Annotated in this window: 10 protein-coding genes; 3 read left to right on the forward strand and 7 right to left on the reverse strand. The window is 42.6% G+C overall.

Going from position 1 to position 18,834, the window contains the following annotated elements:
- The first annotated feature begins 316 nt into the window (after positions 1-316).
- The gene (locus NT175_11145) at positions 317-1,516 is read left to right on the forward strand and encodes an acetate kinase (protein ID MCX6235253.1); all 1,200 of its coding nucleotides are present in this window, start codon (positions 317-319) and stop codon (positions 1,514-1,516) included.
- 10 nt (positions 1,517-1,526) lie between these two features.
- Here NT175_11145 and NT175_11150 read toward each other — a convergent pair whose 3' ends face one another.
- The 6 genes from NT175_11150 to NT175_11175 form a co-directional block, all read right to left on the reverse strand.
- A complete protein-coding gene (locus NT175_11150) occupies positions 1,527-2,267 on the reverse strand; it encodes a YebC/PmpR family DNA-binding transcriptional regulator (GenBank protein ID MCX6235254.1) in 741 nt (246 codons plus the stop codon).
- Positions 2,268-2,474: 207 nt separating this feature from the next.
- Positions 2,475-4,055 (reverse strand): DUF2807 domain-containing protein, encoded by a 1,581-nt coding sequence (locus NT175_11155; protein MCX6235255.1) that lies wholly within the window; start codon positions 4,053-4,055, stop codon positions 2,475-2,477.
- A gap of 405 nt (positions 4,056-4,460) precedes the next feature.
- On the reverse strand, positions 4,461-5,606 hold the full coding sequence (locus NT175_11160) for a hypothetical protein (protein ID MCX6235256.1): 1,146 nt from the start codon (positions 5,604-5,606) through the stop codon (positions 4,461-4,463).
- A 9-nt stretch (positions 5,607-5,615) separates the two neighbouring features.
- Positions 5,616-6,101, reverse strand: coding sequence for an RNA polymerase sigma factor (locus tag NT175_11165; protein ID MCX6235257.1), 486 nt, complete (start codon positions 6,099-6,101; stop codon positions 5,616-5,618).
- A 93-nt stretch (positions 6,102-6,194) separates the two neighbouring features.
- On the reverse strand, positions 6,195-7,982 hold the full coding sequence (lepA, locus tag NT175_11170; GenBank protein MCX6235258.1) for a translation elongation factor 4: 1,788 nt from the start codon (positions 7,980-7,982) through the stop codon (positions 6,195-6,197).
- A gap of 44 nt (positions 7,983-8,026) precedes the next feature.
- Positions 8,027-12,142, reverse strand: a complete 4,116-nt coding sequence (locus tag NT175_11175) for a PEP-utilizing enzyme (GenBank protein MCX6235259.1) — start codon at positions 12,140-12,142, stop codon at positions 8,027-8,029.
- Positions 12,143-12,383: 241 nt separating this feature from the next.
- On the opposite strand from NT175_11175, the gene gap reads away from it, so the two are divergent.
- Positions 12,384-13,385: a type I glyceraldehyde-3-phosphate dehydrogenase gene (gene gap / locus NT175_11180; GenBank protein ID MCX6235260.1), complete on the forward strand. Its 1,002-nt coding sequence runs from the start codon at positions 12,384-12,386 to the stop codon at positions 13,383-13,385.
- 61 nt (positions 13,386-13,446) lie between these two features.
- Here the strand turns inward: gap and NT175_11185 are convergent, their stop codons facing one another.
- Positions 13,447-16,044 carry a gliding motility-associated C-terminal domain-containing protein gene (locus NT175_11185; GenBank protein MCX6235261.1) on the reverse strand — a complete coding sequence of 866 codons (2,598 nt, stop codon included), beginning with the start codon at positions 16,042-16,044 and terminating at the stop codon, positions 13,447-13,449.
- A gap of 462 nt (positions 16,045-16,506) precedes the next feature.
- Between NT175_11185 and NT175_11190 the strand changes: the two genes are divergently transcribed.
- Positions 16,507-18,756 (forward strand): RelA/SpoT family protein, encoded by a 2,250-nt coding sequence (locus NT175_11190; GenBank protein ID MCX6235262.1) that lies wholly within the window; start codon positions 16,507-16,509, stop codon positions 18,754-18,756.
- The last annotated feature ends 78 nt before the right edge of the window (positions 18,757-18,834 follow it).

Below are 18,834 nucleotides of genomic sequence, written 5' to 3' on the forward strand. Positions count from 1 at the left end.
TTGTTATTTTATTAACAATAAAAGGTGTCGCCACCTAAATTGTTCTTTTAAAAAGTCAACTGCCGTTATTCTGGCATAATTTACCGAATTCTATGATTTAGAATGCGTTAAATAACTCTTTAAAAGTGGACAAAAATAAGACTTTATTCATAATTTCATAGAGTATCCTGAATAATTTTTTAACACAAAGGAAATTTAAAATGAATCTACCTTTATTTTTTTGAAAAGGGAATATTGTTAAAAAAATAACAATAAAAGATCAATTATTTGGAATATTTCTGGAAATTTGCCCCACATTATTAAAACGGTACTCCATATGAACATAATAGTTTTGAATTGCGGCAGTTCATCAATTAAGTCCCAGATGCTTATCATGCCAGAAGGAAGGGTGGGGGCAAAAATACTGATCGATAAAGTGGGTTTGAAAGGGGGAAATATTAAATATTACGATTCTGAGGGGAAAGCTTTCCATTTTCAGCGTGAAATTTCCAATCATCAGAAAGGCATTGAGTGTATACTGGAAATGTTCACCAACAAGACGCATGGTTGTATCAGCGATTTGGCGGAGATACATGCAGTAGGCCACCGGGTAGTTCATGCAGGAGAAAAATACAGTGGGAGCGTCATACTGAATGAGGATGTCATCAAAGCCCTCGAAGAATGCATTGACTTGGCTCCCTTACACAATCCTCCGAATCTTGAAGGAATTTATGCCATGCAAAAGATAATGCCGGGCATCCCTCAGGTCGGAGTTTTTGATACTGCTTTTCATCAAACCATGAAAGCCTGGGCATATTTATATGGTATTCCCTATAATCTTTATGAAAAATACAAAATCAGGCGGTATGGATTTCATGGGACAAGTCACCGGTATGTGGCAAGACGGGCTGCAAAGATTCTGGGAAAAGAGTTAGGATCTCTGAAAATGATCACCTGCCATCTTGGCAATGGTTCATCAATAGCCGCTGTAAAAAATGGTCAATCCATAGATACATCTATGGGCATGACGCCATTGGAGGGTCTGATTATGGGTACCCGTTGCGGCGACCTTGATATCGGAGCTCTGTTACACGTAGCTGAGAAGGAAAATCTTTCACTCAAGGGAATTCATAAACTGGTGAATAAGCAGAGTGGTATGCTTGGCATTTCCGGTGTATCTTCTGATATGAGAGATATTGAGACAGCCGCTGAAAACGGCCATCAGAGAGCAAAAATAGCTTTGGAAATGTTCGCCTACCGTGTGAAAAAATATATCGGAGCCTATGCCGCAGCAATGGGTGGCCTTGATGCTATAGTTTTTACCGGTGGCATTGGCGAAAATGATACAGCAACAAGGCAAAGGGTTATGGAAGATATGGAATTTTTCGGTATTTCATTTGACAGGGAGAAAAATCAAGCGGTTCGCTCTCAGGAAGCTTTTCTTACACAGCAGGATTCTAAGGTTCATGTGCTGGTTATTCCTACAAATGAAGAGCTGGTAATTGCTGAAGATACGTATGAACTGGTTTTAAAATAATTCATCCATTCTACATGTCATCCATCAGCTCATCGGTCATTTCAAGATTGTGGTAAATATTCTGGACATCATCATCATCTTCGAAAATATCGATCATTTTCAGGACTTTTCGGGCGGTTTCTTTATCAAGGTTCACAGACGTCATTGGAATCCTTTCCAGTTCAGCACTTTCGGGCGTCACATTCATCTCTTCCAGCTTTTTCATCAAAGATCCAAAATCTTCCATGGCACAAGTGATGCTGAAGTACCCATCTTCAAGAACAATATCTTCTGCACCCGCATCAATAATGGCCATTTCAAATTCTTCCTGGTTCAGGTCGGCAACCGGTACTTCAAATATGCCTTTTCTTTCAAAGATATGGCTTAATGATCCATTCGTGCCCAGGCGTCCGCCATTCTTATTAAATATTGCCCTGATGTTACTGATAGTCCTTTGCTGGTTATCGGTAGTGCATTCCACAAAAACGGCAACGCCATGAGGAGCGTATCCTTCGTAAGTCGTCTCAACCAGGCTCTCGGAACCCTTTTCGGAACCTTTATTAATGGCCCTCATGATATTATCTTTTGGCATGCTGGCACCTTTAGCGTTGGCTATGGCAAGCCGCAACTTAGGATTCCCCTCAGGGTCAGGTCCGCTTTCGCGGACGGCAATAGTAATATCTTTAATGATTTTTGAGAATATTTTTGAACGCTTAGCGTCGAGGGCTCCTTTTTTTCTTTTGATGGTAGCCCATTTACTATGACCTGACATAGCTATGTAATTTATTTGTATTCAGTTATCTACATGATCAAGGATAAAAAACGGATTGAAAAATGGGTTGTAAAATTAATATATTTTGAGCAATTATAAAATGGAATGCAATAAAAAAAGACTTGCCAGATCCACAGGACCTGACAAGCTTCTCATCAGAAAAGAGAGTCTATGTGTCGCAGAGCATGGACTCTCCTTTTCAAAATATCACCATCCGATAATCGTCAATCCAAGCGTAAAGGGATACAATTCAGGTCCTTTGCCTTGTTTAAATAGCGTATTCAATGCATATGTTCCGAACAGGTTTAGTTTACCCCAACCGATACCAGCATAGGCATCCCAGCGGAATGGCTGTATGCCATAGTCGTCATGTACTTTTCTTTTCTGTCTTCCATTATCTTCCCACACAGCTTTGGAACGGATATTAAATGCCCATCCTCCGACAACGCCACCGGTAACATGAAAGCTATTGACTTTCGAAAACCTGTTGGTCTGGTATTCGAGTAACAACGGAACGGTCAGATATGTTAGTCTTAGTTTACTTTTTATATAATTCCTGTCAGGGTACGGGGGAATGAATTCATTACCCTTGCTGGCATGATAGCCATAAATGGGTTTGGAATCGGCTATGAGAACGATGTCTTTTGAAAGGCAGTAAGTGGTCCATTGAATTCCGATACCTGTAATCAATCCGAAATGCGGTCGTGCCAGGGTGATATTCTGCTCATATATGTTAAGTTGATAGTTGAGTGATTTGGCGTAATTCAGATCAAGAAATTCATACTGATCCGGAACGCTGAATTTCATGTCCTTATCAAGATACCCATTAACTCCCATCTGGAATCCGCCCCAGTGTCCGTTGAATTTTTGCTTATGACTTTTTACAATTCCGACCTGTCCGTCATCCTTAACAACGATCCTGTCATTCCCAATGTCGACATTAACGGAATCGTCATTTACTACATTCACAATGATATTCCCGACCTTCACTTTTGTTGCCTTACCATGTTTGTCGGTTGTCACTGAAACAGGGCCATATACGTCTTGATCATATTCTTCTTCATTTTGTTCTGTTTCAGCTGTTTCTTCTACTTCGGCTGTTTCTTCTACTTCACTGATATTCCGGATGATCTGTGGTTCATTTACGTATGTGATATCGCCAGCCCCGCTGATTTCTGTAGTAACCTCATCGGTGACATTAATATCAGCGCTGGAGGCACCACTTACATTCGCGACGGCAACTTTTGTCACCAGACTATCTGCCTGTAAATGCGATGCACCTGACAATTCAAATGTATGCTGGTTAACCTGGCCTGAGAGTTTCATGTCAGAAGCTCCCGAGAGTTCTGTGACAAGGTTATCGGCTGTCAGTGTGAGTGTCAGGTCAGAAGCGCCGCTGCCTTCCACCGACAGGTTTTCCAGTTGAAAGGGAGTCTGACCTTTAACGGTTGATGCACCCGAAACCTCCAAAGAAGTCAAATCCTTTAATGTGATATAAACGTTAAGCACTTTAAAATTTTTAATTCCCTTCGTGGAAATCTCCAGCTGACCATCACTGACTTCAGTGATCACATTTCCGAGATCTTCAGTTTTCGTTTCCACCTCTACAACCTGGGGCTCTCCCTGTGAAAGGTAAATGGTAAATGCTCCACCTACATTGATGGAGGTGAATTCCGGTAAATTTCGTATCTGCTTAATAATTTTTTTATCTCCTTCCTCCTGAGCCTGAACCGAAATACAGGTCAACAGCATTAAGGACATGAGTGTATAATTCAGCATTGTTTTCATTGTCATTAATATTTAGTTAATAAATCATGTGATTGAAGAATCTTTGTTCCTATGACGGATTGTCATCCAGAATTGTTACAGGGAGTTTGTATAAAAAGAGTTCAAAATATAGTCGGAATGATAATAACTTGGGTGGATGGGGGTCTACTTCTTTAGATGACAAAGTAACTTATTGCTGTATCCAAGAACCATTAACAGTACCTGGGGAAGATTAACCATCTCAGAACATACGAAGTAGAAGGCGAAGGATAAGTAGAAGGCGATATCAGAAAGGAAGTTAGAAATCTGAATTCATCTTTCCATTCGCATATCTCCCTCGCCTTTCAGTTCTACTTCTACTTCGAATGTTCGTATGTTGGATATTCAATTCAGCTTTCTGTCCTGATTTCTCAGACCACCTCAGTTTTATTTGGTCCTGCTGATTTCAAAATTTTCATTTCCCACCTGGTACGACAGGATCTTGCCATTTTTATCTGTCACACGTTCAATCCTGAAATCGCTGTTGGTCAAGTGGTTTATTCCGATGACACCCAGATCGGCCAGCGCCCAGAAGGAGAAATCAGATGATTTTTTCTCATCCTTTGGCTCTTTTTTAAACAGTTTCCTGATTTTGGCATAACCATAGGCGAAGATCGAATTATAATCCTCAGGCTTATTGGTTTGGGCCAAATCCGTCATATAATCTTCCACAGCAAATAAATAAGGCGGTATCCGGGAGAGGTAATTCCTGGTATGAACAATATTTTCCTCCTGATTGTATTCTGAAGTATTTATAATCTGCAGTTCTGCAGTGGCATAATTACCTTTTAATTTAGTCAGGGGTGTCAGATCTCTGTTTTGAAAAGGTAATAATGCTGAATCCATTGTTGGGATTTGCCCTGAGATAACTGCTTTTATTGGCAGAGACTCAGGATTCATTTCGGGAATATATGCAGTAACATTTGATTTTTGGTTCGTCGGCCTGTCCATATCTTTTCCTTGGTAAACAGCGGTATCTGATTTGGTGAAGCCCGCAAGGGTTCTGCTGTCATCGGCTTGTTTACGCATAGGATTAAATAGTAAAAAGAGAATTAGCAAGGCAGCAGCGAGGGTTATGCTATAATAAATCAGCCTTCTGCCTGATATGAATAGCGCTCTTTTTTTCAGAGCCTGTTTGCCGGGGAAAATGATTCCATTATCAGGCTCAAGAACAGTTGCTTTGAGAAGGAGATATTCATTTTTCAGAAAAGGATTCTTATCTATAAAGCGAGTGACCAGCTCTTTATCTTCATTATTCAGATCGCCTTCGAGTTCGGCAATAAAATATTGGTCATAATTGGATGCATTGATGTATCTGACCGATGTGATAATATTTTTTTTCAGATTGTGTTTTCCCGGAAAAGAGATGGTTTCATCAGAAACAAGACGAATATTTTCAAAGGCTTCAAATTCCTCTTTCAGGTCGGGATTATGGTCCAGGAAAACAGCCAGTTCATCAACCTGCAAAGGGGACAATGCACCTTCACTGTAGTCGACAAAAAATATTTCATAATTATTCCTGGCTATTTTCATGGCACAACATTATAGCACGTTTTCCATACGGACGATATAATCTTTAAGAAATATCCTTGCACGGTATATGTAAACCTTCACCTGTGATTCGTTCAGGTTCATGATATTTCCTATCTCCTGATATGAATATCCTTCATAGTCGCGGAGCAGAAGAACGGATTTTTGAACATGGGGCAATCTGGTCAGACCCTGCTCAAGGACTTCTTTCAGGTCGTTATATTCATTTTCCGTCGTTATCATTTGTTCATGATCTTCTTCTAATGCATTGATCCTCTTATCTTTCCTGAGTTGGTCGATCATCGTGTGATAAGCTGTTGAAAAGAGATAGGGTTTGGCTTTTTCAAAAGCAATATCTGCGACTTTTTCCCACATCTTCGCAAAAGCCTCCTGGACAATATCCCTGGCTTTATCTGTATCCTTGATATTTTTGAGGATAAAGCGGTAGACCTTGTCGGCAAATTCTTCTACACACGAATTGTATTCGTAGGTTGTCATCTGTCAGTATGGAAAATTCATTGTTGGTGCCTATAAGACGATATGAGAATGTAAAATGTTACAATACCGATGGCCATTTGTCCGACCATGAAGTTAATCCATTTTAAGAACAGCCAGAAAAGCCTGTTGGGGCACCTGAACATTGCCTATTTGTCGCATGCGTTTTTTGCCTTTTTTTTGTTTCTCGAGCAGTTTGCGTTTGCGGGTGATATCGCCGCCATAACATTTCGCTGTGACGTCCTTTCTGACAGCCTTGACGGTTTCCCTGGCAATAATCTTGGCACCGATGGAAGCCTGTATGGCAATATCGAATTGCTGACGTGGGATGAGTTCTTTCAGTTTACCTGTCATTTTCCGGCCAAAATCATAGGAGTTGGCCTTGTGAATCAGCGTTGACAAGGCATCGACTCTTTCGCCGTTTAACATGATATCCAGGCGGACCAGATCGGCAAGCTTATAGCTGGATTGGAAATAATCGAAAGAGGCATAGCCTTTTGAGATACTTTTTAGTTTGTCGTAAAAGTCGAAGACGATTTCGCCGAGGGGCATTTCACATGTTATCTCCACGCGATCGCTGGTGAGGTAAATCTGGCTTTTGAGGGTGCCCCGCTTATCAATGCACAGATTCATAATCGGGCCGACATATTCTGATTTACTGATGATCTGAGCTGTGATATAGGGTTCTTCAATATAGTCAAGATATTTCTGATCAGGCAGGCCCGATGGATTATGGACCTCTACCATTTCACCCCTGGTGGTGTATGCCTTGTAAGAAACATTTGGTACAGTGGTGATGACATCCATGTCAAATTCCCTGTCGAGGCGTTCCTGGATGATCTCCATATGAAGCAGTCCAAGGAATCCGCACCTGAAACCAAAGCCAAGGGCAACAGAGGATTCCGGCTCGAAGAAAAGAGAGGCATCATTGAGCTGAAGCTTCTCAATAGAAGCCCGCAGTTCTTCATAGTCGTCAGCATTTATGGGATAAACACCGGCAAAGACCATTGGCTTTACCTGTTTAAATCCCTCAATGCCTTTTTCACAAGGCCTGTCGTAATGCGTAATGGTATCGCCCACAGTGACCTCTTTGGATGTTTTAATGCCTGAAATGATATAGCCGACTTCACCGGTTCCCAAAACCGGCCGTGGCAAGTAGGGTAGTTTCAATACACCGATTTCTTCAGCAAAATAATCCCAGTCGGTGGCCACGAATTTCACATGATCACCCTGCCGGATGACTCCGTTCATTATTCTGAAATAGGCGTATATACCCCGGTATGAATTAAAAACCGAATCAAAAATAAGAGCCTGCAATGGTGCCTCCGGATCACCCTTGGGTGGCGGGATCTTCTTTATAATGGCCTCAAGGATCTCATATACGCCATAACCTGTCTTCGCGCTGGCTTCAAGGATTTCTTCCCGCTTACATCCCAACAGATCGACGATCTGGTCTTTGACCTCTTCGGGCTGGGCATTCTCCATGTCCATCTTGTTCAGTACAGGTATGATTTCCAGGTCATGGTCGAGAGCCTGATACATATTGGAAATGGTCTGAGCCTGAATACCCTGGGTAGCATCAATGACCAGCAAGGCCCCCTCGCAGGCGGCGATGGATCGTGATACTTCATATGAAAAATCGACATGACCGGGCGTATCAATAAGATTCAGAATATAGTCTTGTCCTTCAAATTCATAATTCATCTGGATGGCGTGACTCTTAATAGTGATACCCCTTTCCCTTTCCAGGTCCATATTATCCAGTACCTGTTCCTGCAAATCTTTACCGGTCACCGTATCGGTATATTCGAGTAAACGGTCGGCAAGTGTGCTCTTACCGTGGTCAATATGGGCGATGATACAGAAATTTCGGATATTCTTCATAACCTGCAAAGATAGGATTTTATATAAAATCCATCATAATCTGTTTATATACCCGGAATCAGTTCAGACAGTTCTATGGGGTAGTTGCCCTTGTAAATATTCCCGAGGTATCCATCGATAGCTATCCTGTCGCCGGATTTGAATTTCATGGCATTGATTGCGCATTCTTTTTTCTTTTCATTAACAGCCAGGTCAATGCAATTGACGACGCAGACTTTACCGAGCCTGACAGCTGTGACAGCGGCGTGCGAAGTAGCCCCTCCCTTGGAGGTCAGCAGACCGTCACATTTGAAAACCATACCGATGTCGTCAGGAACCGTATCAGGTCTTACGAGAATATGGTTTTGCCCGGGGAATTGTACCTTGAATTTGTCCAGGTCGTCCATGTCAAAAGAAAGGATGCCGTTCATGGCGCCTCCACCGATTCCGATGCCCCTGCCGACCAGTTGCATGTCATGTGGTGATAAGCTGAATACGTTTATCTTTTGCTGATTCAGGATATCCAGGTCGCGGGTTTGGAGAATAAAAACATCATTAGGATTCTCCGACTCAAACGTGAATTCAATTTCCTGAGGCGGGTAACCATGATTTTCAATGAGATCGACGGCAATTTGCTGGATTCTCCTGTAAATTTCCGGCATGGCGCTTTGCAGGGAACGTTTTTTCATCCGCGACAGTTTCCTCTGATTTTCGGAAATGGGTAATGTATGTACAAGTCCACTGACAATATCTTCGCCCTGGCTGCAGAAAGTGAAGTCACCATAGAGATTCACTCCTGGTTTCGGATCATGAGGATAACGTGTAAAAACAACACCAGTTCCGGAGTATTTATGCAGGTTACCCAGGATCATCTTCTGAATGATGACTGCAGTGCCCCACTCGTTGGCAATGCCGAGGTGCTGCCGGTAAGCCCTGGCCCTTTCAGATGACCAGGATTCAAAGACATAACTGATGGTTTGCTTCAGTTGCTCTTGTAAGTCCTGTTCAAAATATATATTGTTATCCGACAAGACTTTCTTATAGGCCATTGCAATCTGGTGCATAAGTGCAGGTTCAAAATTGGCCTTCTGATCGACTTTGTATTTCTTCTTATAGGCCTGGATGGTCTGATCGAAAACATCACGGGCAATACCGTTGGCCATGCCCCAGCACTGCAGCAGACGACGGTAGGAATCCCATGATGTCCAGCCGAAGTTATGCTGTTTACTCAACTCTATAGTGAGCTCGTCATTCATGCCGACATCAAGGAATGTCGTCATGGCTCCAGGCATTGAAATAGCTGATCCTGAACGGACTGATAATAATAGTGGGTTTTTTGGGTTGCCAAATTCCCTGCCTGTGAGTTTTTCGAGCCGTTTAATCTGGGTAAGAATCATACGGTCCATTTCTTCTCCTATATCCGGCAGGTTAGAAATGGCATTCCTGCAGCGGAACACTTCAGTAGTCAGCACAAAACCCTGGGGAACAGGAAATTCAGACAAATACATTTTTTTTAAGAAGTACCCCTTTGAACCCAGGAAGATTTGGTTGTCCATTTCAACGGTTTCTTCGCTGATAGGACTGATGACCAGGTCGGAGTTGTAAGACATGACATCATTGATAAGTGCCTGTGGCAGATGATCAGCCATATTCCGCAAGCTATGCAGAACCCTTGAAACAAGATTATCAAGTGGCTGAACCAGAAAAGCTGAAGAGATAATATCCCTGTAAAATTCCTCTGATTTTTTATTCAGCAATACGGCCATGGACTTTTCATCCTTTTCGTTTTCCGGCCTGAATAACCGGGGAATGATTTCATAAAGCGGATATTCGTAAGTTTTCAGAAAATATTTGTCGATCGATTTTTTAATATCTTCTGCGATAAACTGGAAGATATTGATATACTGTTCAAGCGAGAAGCTTCTCGATATCAGGCTGTATTTAAGCATTTCCAGGTTGGATGTGAAGCCCTGACTATAGATACCATCGAATTCCAGTCCTTCCCTGAAATATTCAAGGATCTCATAAATGCGGTTGAGTGTTTTGGCAGAAATATAATCCAGGTTGATATTGTCAACCACCTTTTCCATCAACCGTGTGGCGATCTTTTCAAGCCTGAATGTCAGCCCGAGCGCTTCAAACTTGTTTTCCCTGTAAACACCGTACATGGATGGTATGCCAATGGCAATATGCCTTTTATAATAGATATTCTCCCATCCTTCACTTGGAGAGGGATTGAAAATAATCTGCTTGAGTTTTTCCATGAAGCTGTATATCATCTTCAGGGATTTCTCGAAATTGTTACTTTTCAGGGCTTTGCTGAACTTTTCGATCTCTTTGTTATCAAGAAAAGGAAATTTTTTAAGAATGGCGCTGATATCAACTGTATCGAAGGAATATTTTTCTTTTAGCAGGAAATAGAGTTTCCTGAGGAATTTGATTCTTTCTTTATCCCTGTTATTATTATCTGTTATCTGTGCGATGAGTTCCTCGAATTTTGATTCTTCCAGGTCAAGGAGTTCAGTATGCCGGCAGCTGCTTTTTTCACAAAGGCTATGCACCATCAGGTGTACAGGGGCAAACCATTCACCCTCCAAATCGATCGATTCGTAAACGTCGGAAGGAAGTAAAGGCTTTAATTTACTGAGGTCACCATCGTACCAGAAGCTGAAAATTTTCCTGGTCAGGTCTATCAGGGTATTGTTGCTCTCGGTATGTACCTGTTTGCGTAGGAAATGGATAAGACGATCCTGGCGGCGTGAGAGTTCGTCAATAGATGTTGTGATATGACGGATATCGCCTTCGGCACCTATCTCATTAAAATAAACAGGGAAAATCTTTGTGAGTTGTTTGACACGCTTATAGTATGGAGCAATATTGGAATTAAGGATCTTACTGATATCGCGCTGGAAGAGGTCAGTGTCATTGATAAATATACCACCGAGTTTAAGGTTAACAATTAGGGAAGAAAGCAGACGCTCAAGGATCATGTGAGGGTATTCAATCAACTCAAGCCAGACCCTGATATTTTTGATATGATTTGGATTCACATTGATCTGCCAGTCTTCATTTACATATACGATGCCGGGGATTTCGAAGCCAAAATCGATGAGTTTACTTTCAAAATGGCTCACGAGCTGTCGTTCTTCAGTATCATCTACATCTATGAGCTTCTTACCCAGTGTCAGCAGGCAATCCAATACCGAGGACATATGATTCTTGCGCAATTGTTCAGACAGTTCGAAGATTTTATCAGTGAAATCTTTGAGCTCATCTTTCTCGATTTCATCGATGGTATTGCGGAGCAGCTTATTGATGTTCCAGATCAGCCGGTCTTTTACCTGTGCCATACCTGGTAGATAGAGCAGATAGAACGAATAGTAGAACTTTTCAATGAACGATTCAAAAATATCCGTAAATCGACTATAGTTGTCGGCAATGGCATCATAAGTAGGAATTTCTGTGGTCAGTGCCTGCCAGTCGGTGATCGTTTCAATTTTTGCCTTGAGAGCATCGAAATAGGGCTGACCGACTGTTGCCAGTTCTGCAGAATAATCTCTCCTGAGGATCTGTTTTCTGCTGTTCATCCATGCATTAATCTGGGATGTTTGTTCCCAGAAAAGGATGTTTTTATAAAGGATTTCCTGTGTAAGCCGAAAGACTTCATCACAGAAGGATGGCAACTGAACCGTGACGGTGAGGTGCTTGATAAAAAACCTTGAACTCTCAATGAAACTTTCTTTCCTCAATTCAAGATTCCTTTTAAATATATGAAGGCATTCGGAGATCGTATGATGAAGGATTTTCCTTTGCCGGCTCAGCAATTCAACGAATTCAATCAGCGTCTGGATGATTTCCAGATGCAATTCTTTTTTCAGGTCACACTGTAACAGTTTATCCTGAACATCCAGGATGACATCAAAAGCTTTTTCGGCCTGTTCATTTCCGAAATAAAACCAGAAATCCCCGAGGAGAATCTCCCTGAGCTGTTCAACAACAAATTTGCGGTTTGAGAAGGGGTGGGAATATTCAATCAGGCATTCGCTGGCCCGTTTGCTAATGCCATAATACGATTCAGACAGTGTAATGAAAAACTGATGTGATTCCGGGATCACAATATTTTTATAGCGTGTTTCAGCCAGGTTAGCCTCCAGGGCTTTAGATATGAACTTATCTGCCATGAACCAGCAACTTTGCATGCAAAATTAATCTAAACCACCGAAATAAAGCCAGATTTTACGGCTAATTTCATCACTGTAACGAATACGGTGACAGATCTGAACAAAAGTTTATTTTTTTTGTTATTTTATTAACAATCTTAATTCTTAAAGTATAATTTTGCACCGCGTAAAAAAACCCGATTCACCAGGTCTTCACGACTGGGTCAGTTTTAATAGTGTTCAATAATTAAAATTTACAATAATGGCTAAGATTAAAGTTGCTATTAATGGTTTTGGAAGGATAGGCCGCAATGTTCTTAAGATCGCCCTTGAGAGGGAAAATATTGAAATTATCGGGATAAATGACCTGACTAATACCAAAACACTCGCACATTTGCTCAAGTATGACTCCACCCAGGGAAAATTTAATGGCACGATAGGATTTGATGACACGAATATCATTGTCAACGGGAAAAAGATCTCCGTATCGGCTGAGAAGAGTCCTGCCAATATCCCATGGCCGGAGAGTCCAGACGTAGTAGTGGAAGCTACGGGTATATTCCGCAACAAGGAAAGCGCTAAAGGCGGCTATGGTGATCACTTAAAAAATGGAGCAAAGAAGGTCATTTTAACAGTTCCTGCAAAGGATGATATTGATAACACAATCGTTATCGGTGTTAACGACAGGGATTTGAGAGAAACCGACCAGTGCATTTCGAATGCTTCCTGCACAACCAATTGCCTGGCGCCTGTTGCAAAAGTTCTGAATGACAGGTTCGGCATCGAAAATGGATTCATGACTACCATTCATTCTTATACTAATGATCAGCGTATTCTTGATGCGCCTCATTCGGATCTGAGAAGGGCGAGGTCATGTGCCATATCGCAGATACCGACCACCACCGGTGCTGCAAAAGCTGTTGGTAAGGTCATCCCTGAGCTGAAAGGCAAACTGGATGGGTTGGCCATTCGCGTTCCTACTCCGACAGGGTCAGTGGTCGACTTCGTGGCCAACCTGAAAGTGGAAGCAACAAAGGAAGAAGTCAATTTGGCTATGAAAGAAGCAGCCGAAGGCCCCATGAATGGCATACTCGAATATACGGAAGATCCGATCGTTTCAGTCGATATTATCCATAACACGCATTCTTCCATCTTCGATGCACTCAGCACTATGGTCATGGGGAAAACCATAAAGGTGCTGGCCTGGTATGACAATGAATGGGGTTATTCCTGCAGGGTGGTCGATTTAATCGAAAAGCTATAGTTACGCGCCTTTCATTATTGTGACTTGTGAAGTCTCAGAATTTGGCAGGATGGATAGCGGTTTATTTCAAAATGTAAACCACACCCTGCAAGGCTCTCTTCATTAAGCCCTTGAGTGTGTATTCATAGACATCGCAGGTATAGAAATAAGGACCATCGCTGCATTCACGGTTTGTATTTTTATCCTTTCCATCCCAGTCAATCTTCGGGTTGGTTGTCTCATAAACCACTGTACCCCAGCGGTTAAAAATTTTCAGGTCGATGCTTTCCACTGAAGTATAGGGGAATGGGACCAAATAATCGTTATATCCGTCCCCATTTGGCGTAAAGACATTTGGCAGGGCATAAACCGGACAGGCATGAATACTCACACATACCAGATTGCTGTAATCGCTTTGATTACCGGTGGTGTCGATGGCTGTTATTGCATAACACCCTGCAATACCCAGCAGGTTCGCATGCAGGAAAGTCGTGTCATCAGCGCTCAAAGTTGAATCCAGGAGTATAATATCAGATTGTATGGTTGGTGAAAAATAGATAAAGTATTTTTCGACATCTGTGCAGCAAATATTATTCGGATTGGTCCATATCAGCCTGTTTAACACCTGTTCACAATCGGTTTCAACGGTCAGTTCCGGCGGGCATGGAGGAACATTATCCAACGGACTGGCACAGGATATTTGCGAAAAATTAATGATGGGATCAATGATCCCCGGCGCGGAATAAGCACCAACAGTTTTTATATAATAACAGTAATTGACCTTATTGATCAGTCCGCTGTCATTATAAAATGGTACCGCGCTGGATCCAATGGAGTCAAAAAGTTGTGTCGCAGGGTTCTTACGGTAGATAATATTGACATCATTGTGCCAGGGTACGTTTTCTTCCCATGCCAGTTCAAGTTTGTTGTCGGTCGGGGTGATACTCAGGTATACCGACGAAGCAATCTGCGTTGAGCCAATCAGGAACCGGTTACCGGGTGTGTCATTATACAGCTCGATCCGGTAACTTGACGCAAAATCAGCTGTGTTGACAGGCAAATCGTGGTAAATGGTATCATTAAGGTCGGACAGGGAGTCAATCAATATCAGATTAGCACCAGTGAATCCATCAGAACGGTAGATCAGGTATTTGTAAGGGCCAGGAGCCTGCAAAACATCCAGTTCTGTGGGTTTTGACCATGCCACATAAATGCTGCCGTCGGTTGTACCCGTTGTTTCAATGCTGACATTGGTAATGATAGGGACATCCTTTTTCAGAGATGCGCAGGCTTCATCAGATGCATAGCTTTCTGCCTCATCCGGAAAAACTGCCACCACCCGGTAGCAATACTGAATTCCATGAATGAGACCGTTGCCATTGTTGTCATCGGTGAATAGCGTATCATCAATAGACAGGCGGTCAGCAATGGGTATGTAGCCAGTAAATTCGGGCAATCCTGTCACACAGTAACCAAGTTCTCCGGTGAACGATCCAAAACGACGGTACACCCTGTAACCGGAAGCATTTGAACAGGGACTTTTGTTCCAGGCCAGATGAACAGAATTACCAATAGGAGTGGCTGTGAGGTTTTCAGGCGGTGGCCCATTGACGAGGATATTCACTGTTTTCATGTCAATGAGTTTTACGGGCTGGCCATCATCAGTAACTTTGAAAAACACTTGGTAGGGTCGTTTCTGGACATGAAGACAGGCGGTTTGCCATGTAAATGTCGACTTCACATATCCTGTGGAATCAACAGGTTGGGGAAAATCAGCAGGATTATTTTCCATGACAATTGGACCACCTGTAGCTGTGAGTGTGATCACATCGTTGTTGATATCGGTAGCTATGACATCGAAGGATATCGTTGATCCGGCAGTGACACAAGTATCCTGTAATGGTTGAATGACAGGTGGATCATTGTTGCATGCGGCGATGTGGATTTGCATATCGCGGGTGATGGCGCTGATGCGAACGCCATGACGCCATTCCTCAATAAGCATAGCCAGGTTAAATTCGCCCTGCATGGTCGGATGATCCCATAGTATGTCTCCTGTCAAAGGATTAATGGTAAGTTCGCCGGGAGGATTATCAGGGTCAGCGACGTTGGGATACACAAAACCGGGTATCACTTCACCCTCAGCGCCCCTGCAGGGAATGAAACGGTAAGAAATACTATCACCGTCAATGTCATAAGCACCGGGATTATGGATGTAAGGTATACCTGTGCATCCATCATCCAAAGGCGGATTAAGTAAGACAGGTGAGTTGTCTGGACCAAGAAAGGGATTAATGACAAGGGTTGTCTGTATATAAAGCGGAACATTGACGGAATTGGGAATATTTATGATGCCATAGTTCCGGTTAGGATCTTCAAGAGATATGACATAGGCAGAATAGCCGCTGTAAGTATGCTGTCCGACATAAACATTGCGCCGGATGTCATTAGCGAGGTCTACTTTTTCAGTACGTGGCAGGATGCTTGATGTGCCATCGCCCCAGAGGATCTCAAGTTCAGGCCTGTCGGCAGGGCTCGGAGCAAAGGTATAGGTGAGTATCTTGAACTCATAGGTCAGTCCGCTGATATGCCGGAATGTGATCTCGCCCGACCGTTGATGTGTAGCTACGACAGATACAGAGCAAAGTAGAAATAGTATTACCGATAGAAATCGCCTCATCACAGCTTAATAACGGATAGACAGTATAAAAAGTTCACCCCCGCTTCCCAAATTCCATGTCAAACTTAAGCATTTTTTACAGCAAAAATTTGACCAAAATAAAAAAGGAAAAATTTCCTGAAAATCCTGAAAGGATTTAACATGAATAACCAAGCCAGAAAGGCTTGGTCACAAGCAATATACCACAGAACAGAACCCTGAAAGGGTTCAATATTTATAAACATTGATTTTACCATGGTATCTCAATTTCAGCTAATTTTGTAAGAGAGGCTGTCTCAAAAGTCCTTAGTGTCCCTTGGTGATTACCTTTGTGTCTCTTTGAGGTTAATCTAATTAATTGTACCACAAAGAGTCACAAAGCATACATAAAGTAACACAAAGTCAGAAAAACAATTTTCCAACACTTTTGCGACTGCCTCAATGTCCTGTTCGTTTTCCCGACGGGCGCCAACAAATTCGACTATGTATCAGGTTGACTTAGAAAAGGAGAAACATGAGATCATCAGGAGGTATCGGAACCTGCTGAGGGCCTGGCATCCGGCCAGCGGAACAAAAGATAAGACAATGATCCGCAAGGCACTGGACTTTGCCGTTGAAGCTCATAAGGATATGCGCCGCAAAACCGGTGAGCCCTATATCTATCATCCACTTGAAGTAGCCAGAATTGTCGCCGCTGAAATAGGCCTGGGCGAGACTTCCATCGTCTGCGCCCTGTTGCATGATGTGGTCGAAGATACTGACTATACCCTGTCGGATATTGAAATGATATTCGGTGAGAAAGTATCCAGGATCATCGACGGTCTGACTAAAATTAAAGGGATTTTTAACTCTCCGACGACCTCAGGGCAAGCCGAATATTTTAAAAAGATACTATTGACTCTTTCAGATGATGTGAGGGTTATATTGATCAAACTGGCCGACAGGCTCCATAACATGCGGACACTGGAAGCCTTGCCGCGTGAAAAACAACTGAAGATTGCTTCGGAAACGGCATTTCTTTTTGCTCCCCTGGCCCATCGGCTGGGCCTTTATGCCATCAAGAGCGAAATGGAAGATCTTGCCCTGAAATACACCGAGCCGGAGATTTACAGGACGATATCCGGGAAATTAAAAGAATCGGAGAAGGACAGAAATAAATTCATCGCGAAATTCATCCAACCTCTCCGGAAAGAGCTGGCACACCAGGATTTTAAGTTCGATATCGAAGGCCGTGTGAAGTCCATCTTTTCCATCTGGAAAAAAATGAAAGAAAAAGAGATCCCATTCGAAGAGGTGTTTGATATTTTTGCCTTGAGGATCATCATTGATGCCATTTTTGAAGCAGAGAAAGTGGACTGCTGGCGTGTATATACGATTGTGACGGAATCATACAGCCCCTTGCACAACCGTTTACGTGACTGGATTTCCACACCCAAAGCCAATGGATATGAATCGCTTCATACTACCGTCATGAGCCACACCGGCCGGTGGGTAGAGGTACAGATCAGGACGAAAAGAATGAATGAAATAGCAGAAAGGGGATATGCGGCTCACTGGAAATATAAAAATGCCAATTCAAATGTAACCGCTGTGGACCAGTGGCTGAACAAGATCACAGAATTACTCATGACACCCGAATCCAATGCACTCGACTTTCTTGATGAATTCAAGCTGAATCTTTTCACAGATGAGATTAATGTCTTTACTCCGAAAGGGGAACTGAGATCCTTACCTGTCGGCTCCACAGCCGTTGATTTTGCTTACGGTATTCATACCGATCTTGGTGATCAAAGCATCGGTGCCAAGGTTAATCATAAGCTTGTCGCCCTCAGCCACGTGCTGCGCAATGGCGATCAGGTGGAAATCATCACTTCCGGGAAGCAGAAACCGAAGGAAGACTGGCTTAACTTTGTGGTGACAGCCAAAGCCAGATCACGCATAAAGGAAGCCATAAAAGAAGATAAAAAGAAATATATCGACGAGGGCAAGGTGAAGCTGAGATCGTACCTGGAACAGCTGGATGTCGAATTTACAAATACCAACCTGTCGAGAATCCAGGGCTTCTTTAATATACATAGCGCCATTGATCTTTTTTATAAAGTCGCCAATAATGAGATAGGCCTTAAAGAGCTCAAAAACTGCTGCCAGGAGCATGACCGTGGCGGGTTGCTGGGCCTTATCACGCGGCCTTTCATCAAATCCAGACCCAATGAACCAAAATCCTTGTCAGAGGCCATTGCCGAACAGATCAGTAAAAAACCCGAGTCACTTGTCCTGAAGGAAGATATGGAGAGCATCACATATCGCATTGCTGAATGTTGCGATCCTATCCCGGGCGATGACGTGGTTGGATTCATGACTTCAGAGAAAAATGAAATAGAGATACACCGGACTAATTGCAGCGAAGCTATCCTTCTCATGACTAAATATGGTAACAGAATTGTTAAAGCGAAATGGCGCAGTAAGGAATCTATCGGATTTCTGACCGGCATAAAAATCATTGGCCTTGACAGAAAGGGACTGATCAATGAAATTACACAAATCATATCGGGAAAACTTGATTTGAACATCCGTTCATTCCACCTTGAAACCCATGAAGGCATGTGGAATGCATTAGTTATGCTTTATGTTCACAATACACAGAACCTTAATGATCTCATAAGGCAATTGAAAAACCTCGACTCGGTGAAGAAAGTCGTCCGTATTAACCGCATGGATGAAAAAGTCATTTAGCTTATCCATTGCTTTTGGAAATTTTATTTTTATTTAAACTAAATTATAATAAAAATTTAGTACTTTAGGCGAAAATCT

The organism is Bacteroidota bacterium, from assembly GCA_026391695.1.
In the GTDB taxonomy this organism is placed as follows: domain Bacteria; phylum Bacteroidota; class Bacteroidia; order Bacteroidales; family JAGONC01; genus JAPLDP01.

Bases quoted from the DNA above. Each gene is read 5' to 3' on its own strand.
- NT175_11145 (MCX6235253.1), top strand. From the start codon at position 317: ATGAACATAATAGTTTTGAATTGCGGCAGTTCATCAATTAAGTCCCAG.
- NT175_11150 (MCX6235254.1), bottom strand. From the start codon at position 2,267: ATGTCAGGTCATAGTAAATGGGCTACCATCAAAAGAAAAAAAGGAGCC.
- NT175_11155 (MCX6235255.1), bottom strand. From the start codon at position 4,055: ATGAAAACAATGCTGAATTATACACTCATGTCCTTAATGCTGTTGACC.
- NT175_11160 (MCX6235256.1), bottom strand. From the start codon at position 5,606: ATGAAAATAGCCAGGAATAATTATGAAATATTTTTTGTCGACTACAGT.
- NT175_11165 (MCX6235257.1), bottom strand. From the start codon at position 6,101: ATGACAACCTACGAATACAATTCGTGTGTAGAAGAATTTGCCGACAAG.
- lepA (MCX6235258.1), bottom strand. From the start codon at position 7,982: ATGAAGAATATCCGAAATTTCTGTATCATCGCCCATATTGACCACGGT.
- NT175_11175 (MCX6235259.1), bottom strand. From the start codon at position 12,142: ATGGCAGATAAGTTCATATCTAAAGCCCTGGAGGCTAACCTGGCTGAA.
- gap (MCX6235260.1), top strand. From the start codon at position 12,384: ATGGCTAAGATTAAAGTTGCTATTAATGGTTTTGGAAGGATAGGCCGC.
- NT175_11185 (MCX6235261.1), bottom strand. From the start codon at position 16,044: ATGAGGCGATTTCTATCGGTAATACTATTTCTACTTTGCTCTGTATCT.
- NT175_11190 (MCX6235262.1), top strand. From the start codon at position 16,507: ATGTATCAGGTTGACTTAGAAAAGGAGAAACATGAGATCATCAGGAGG.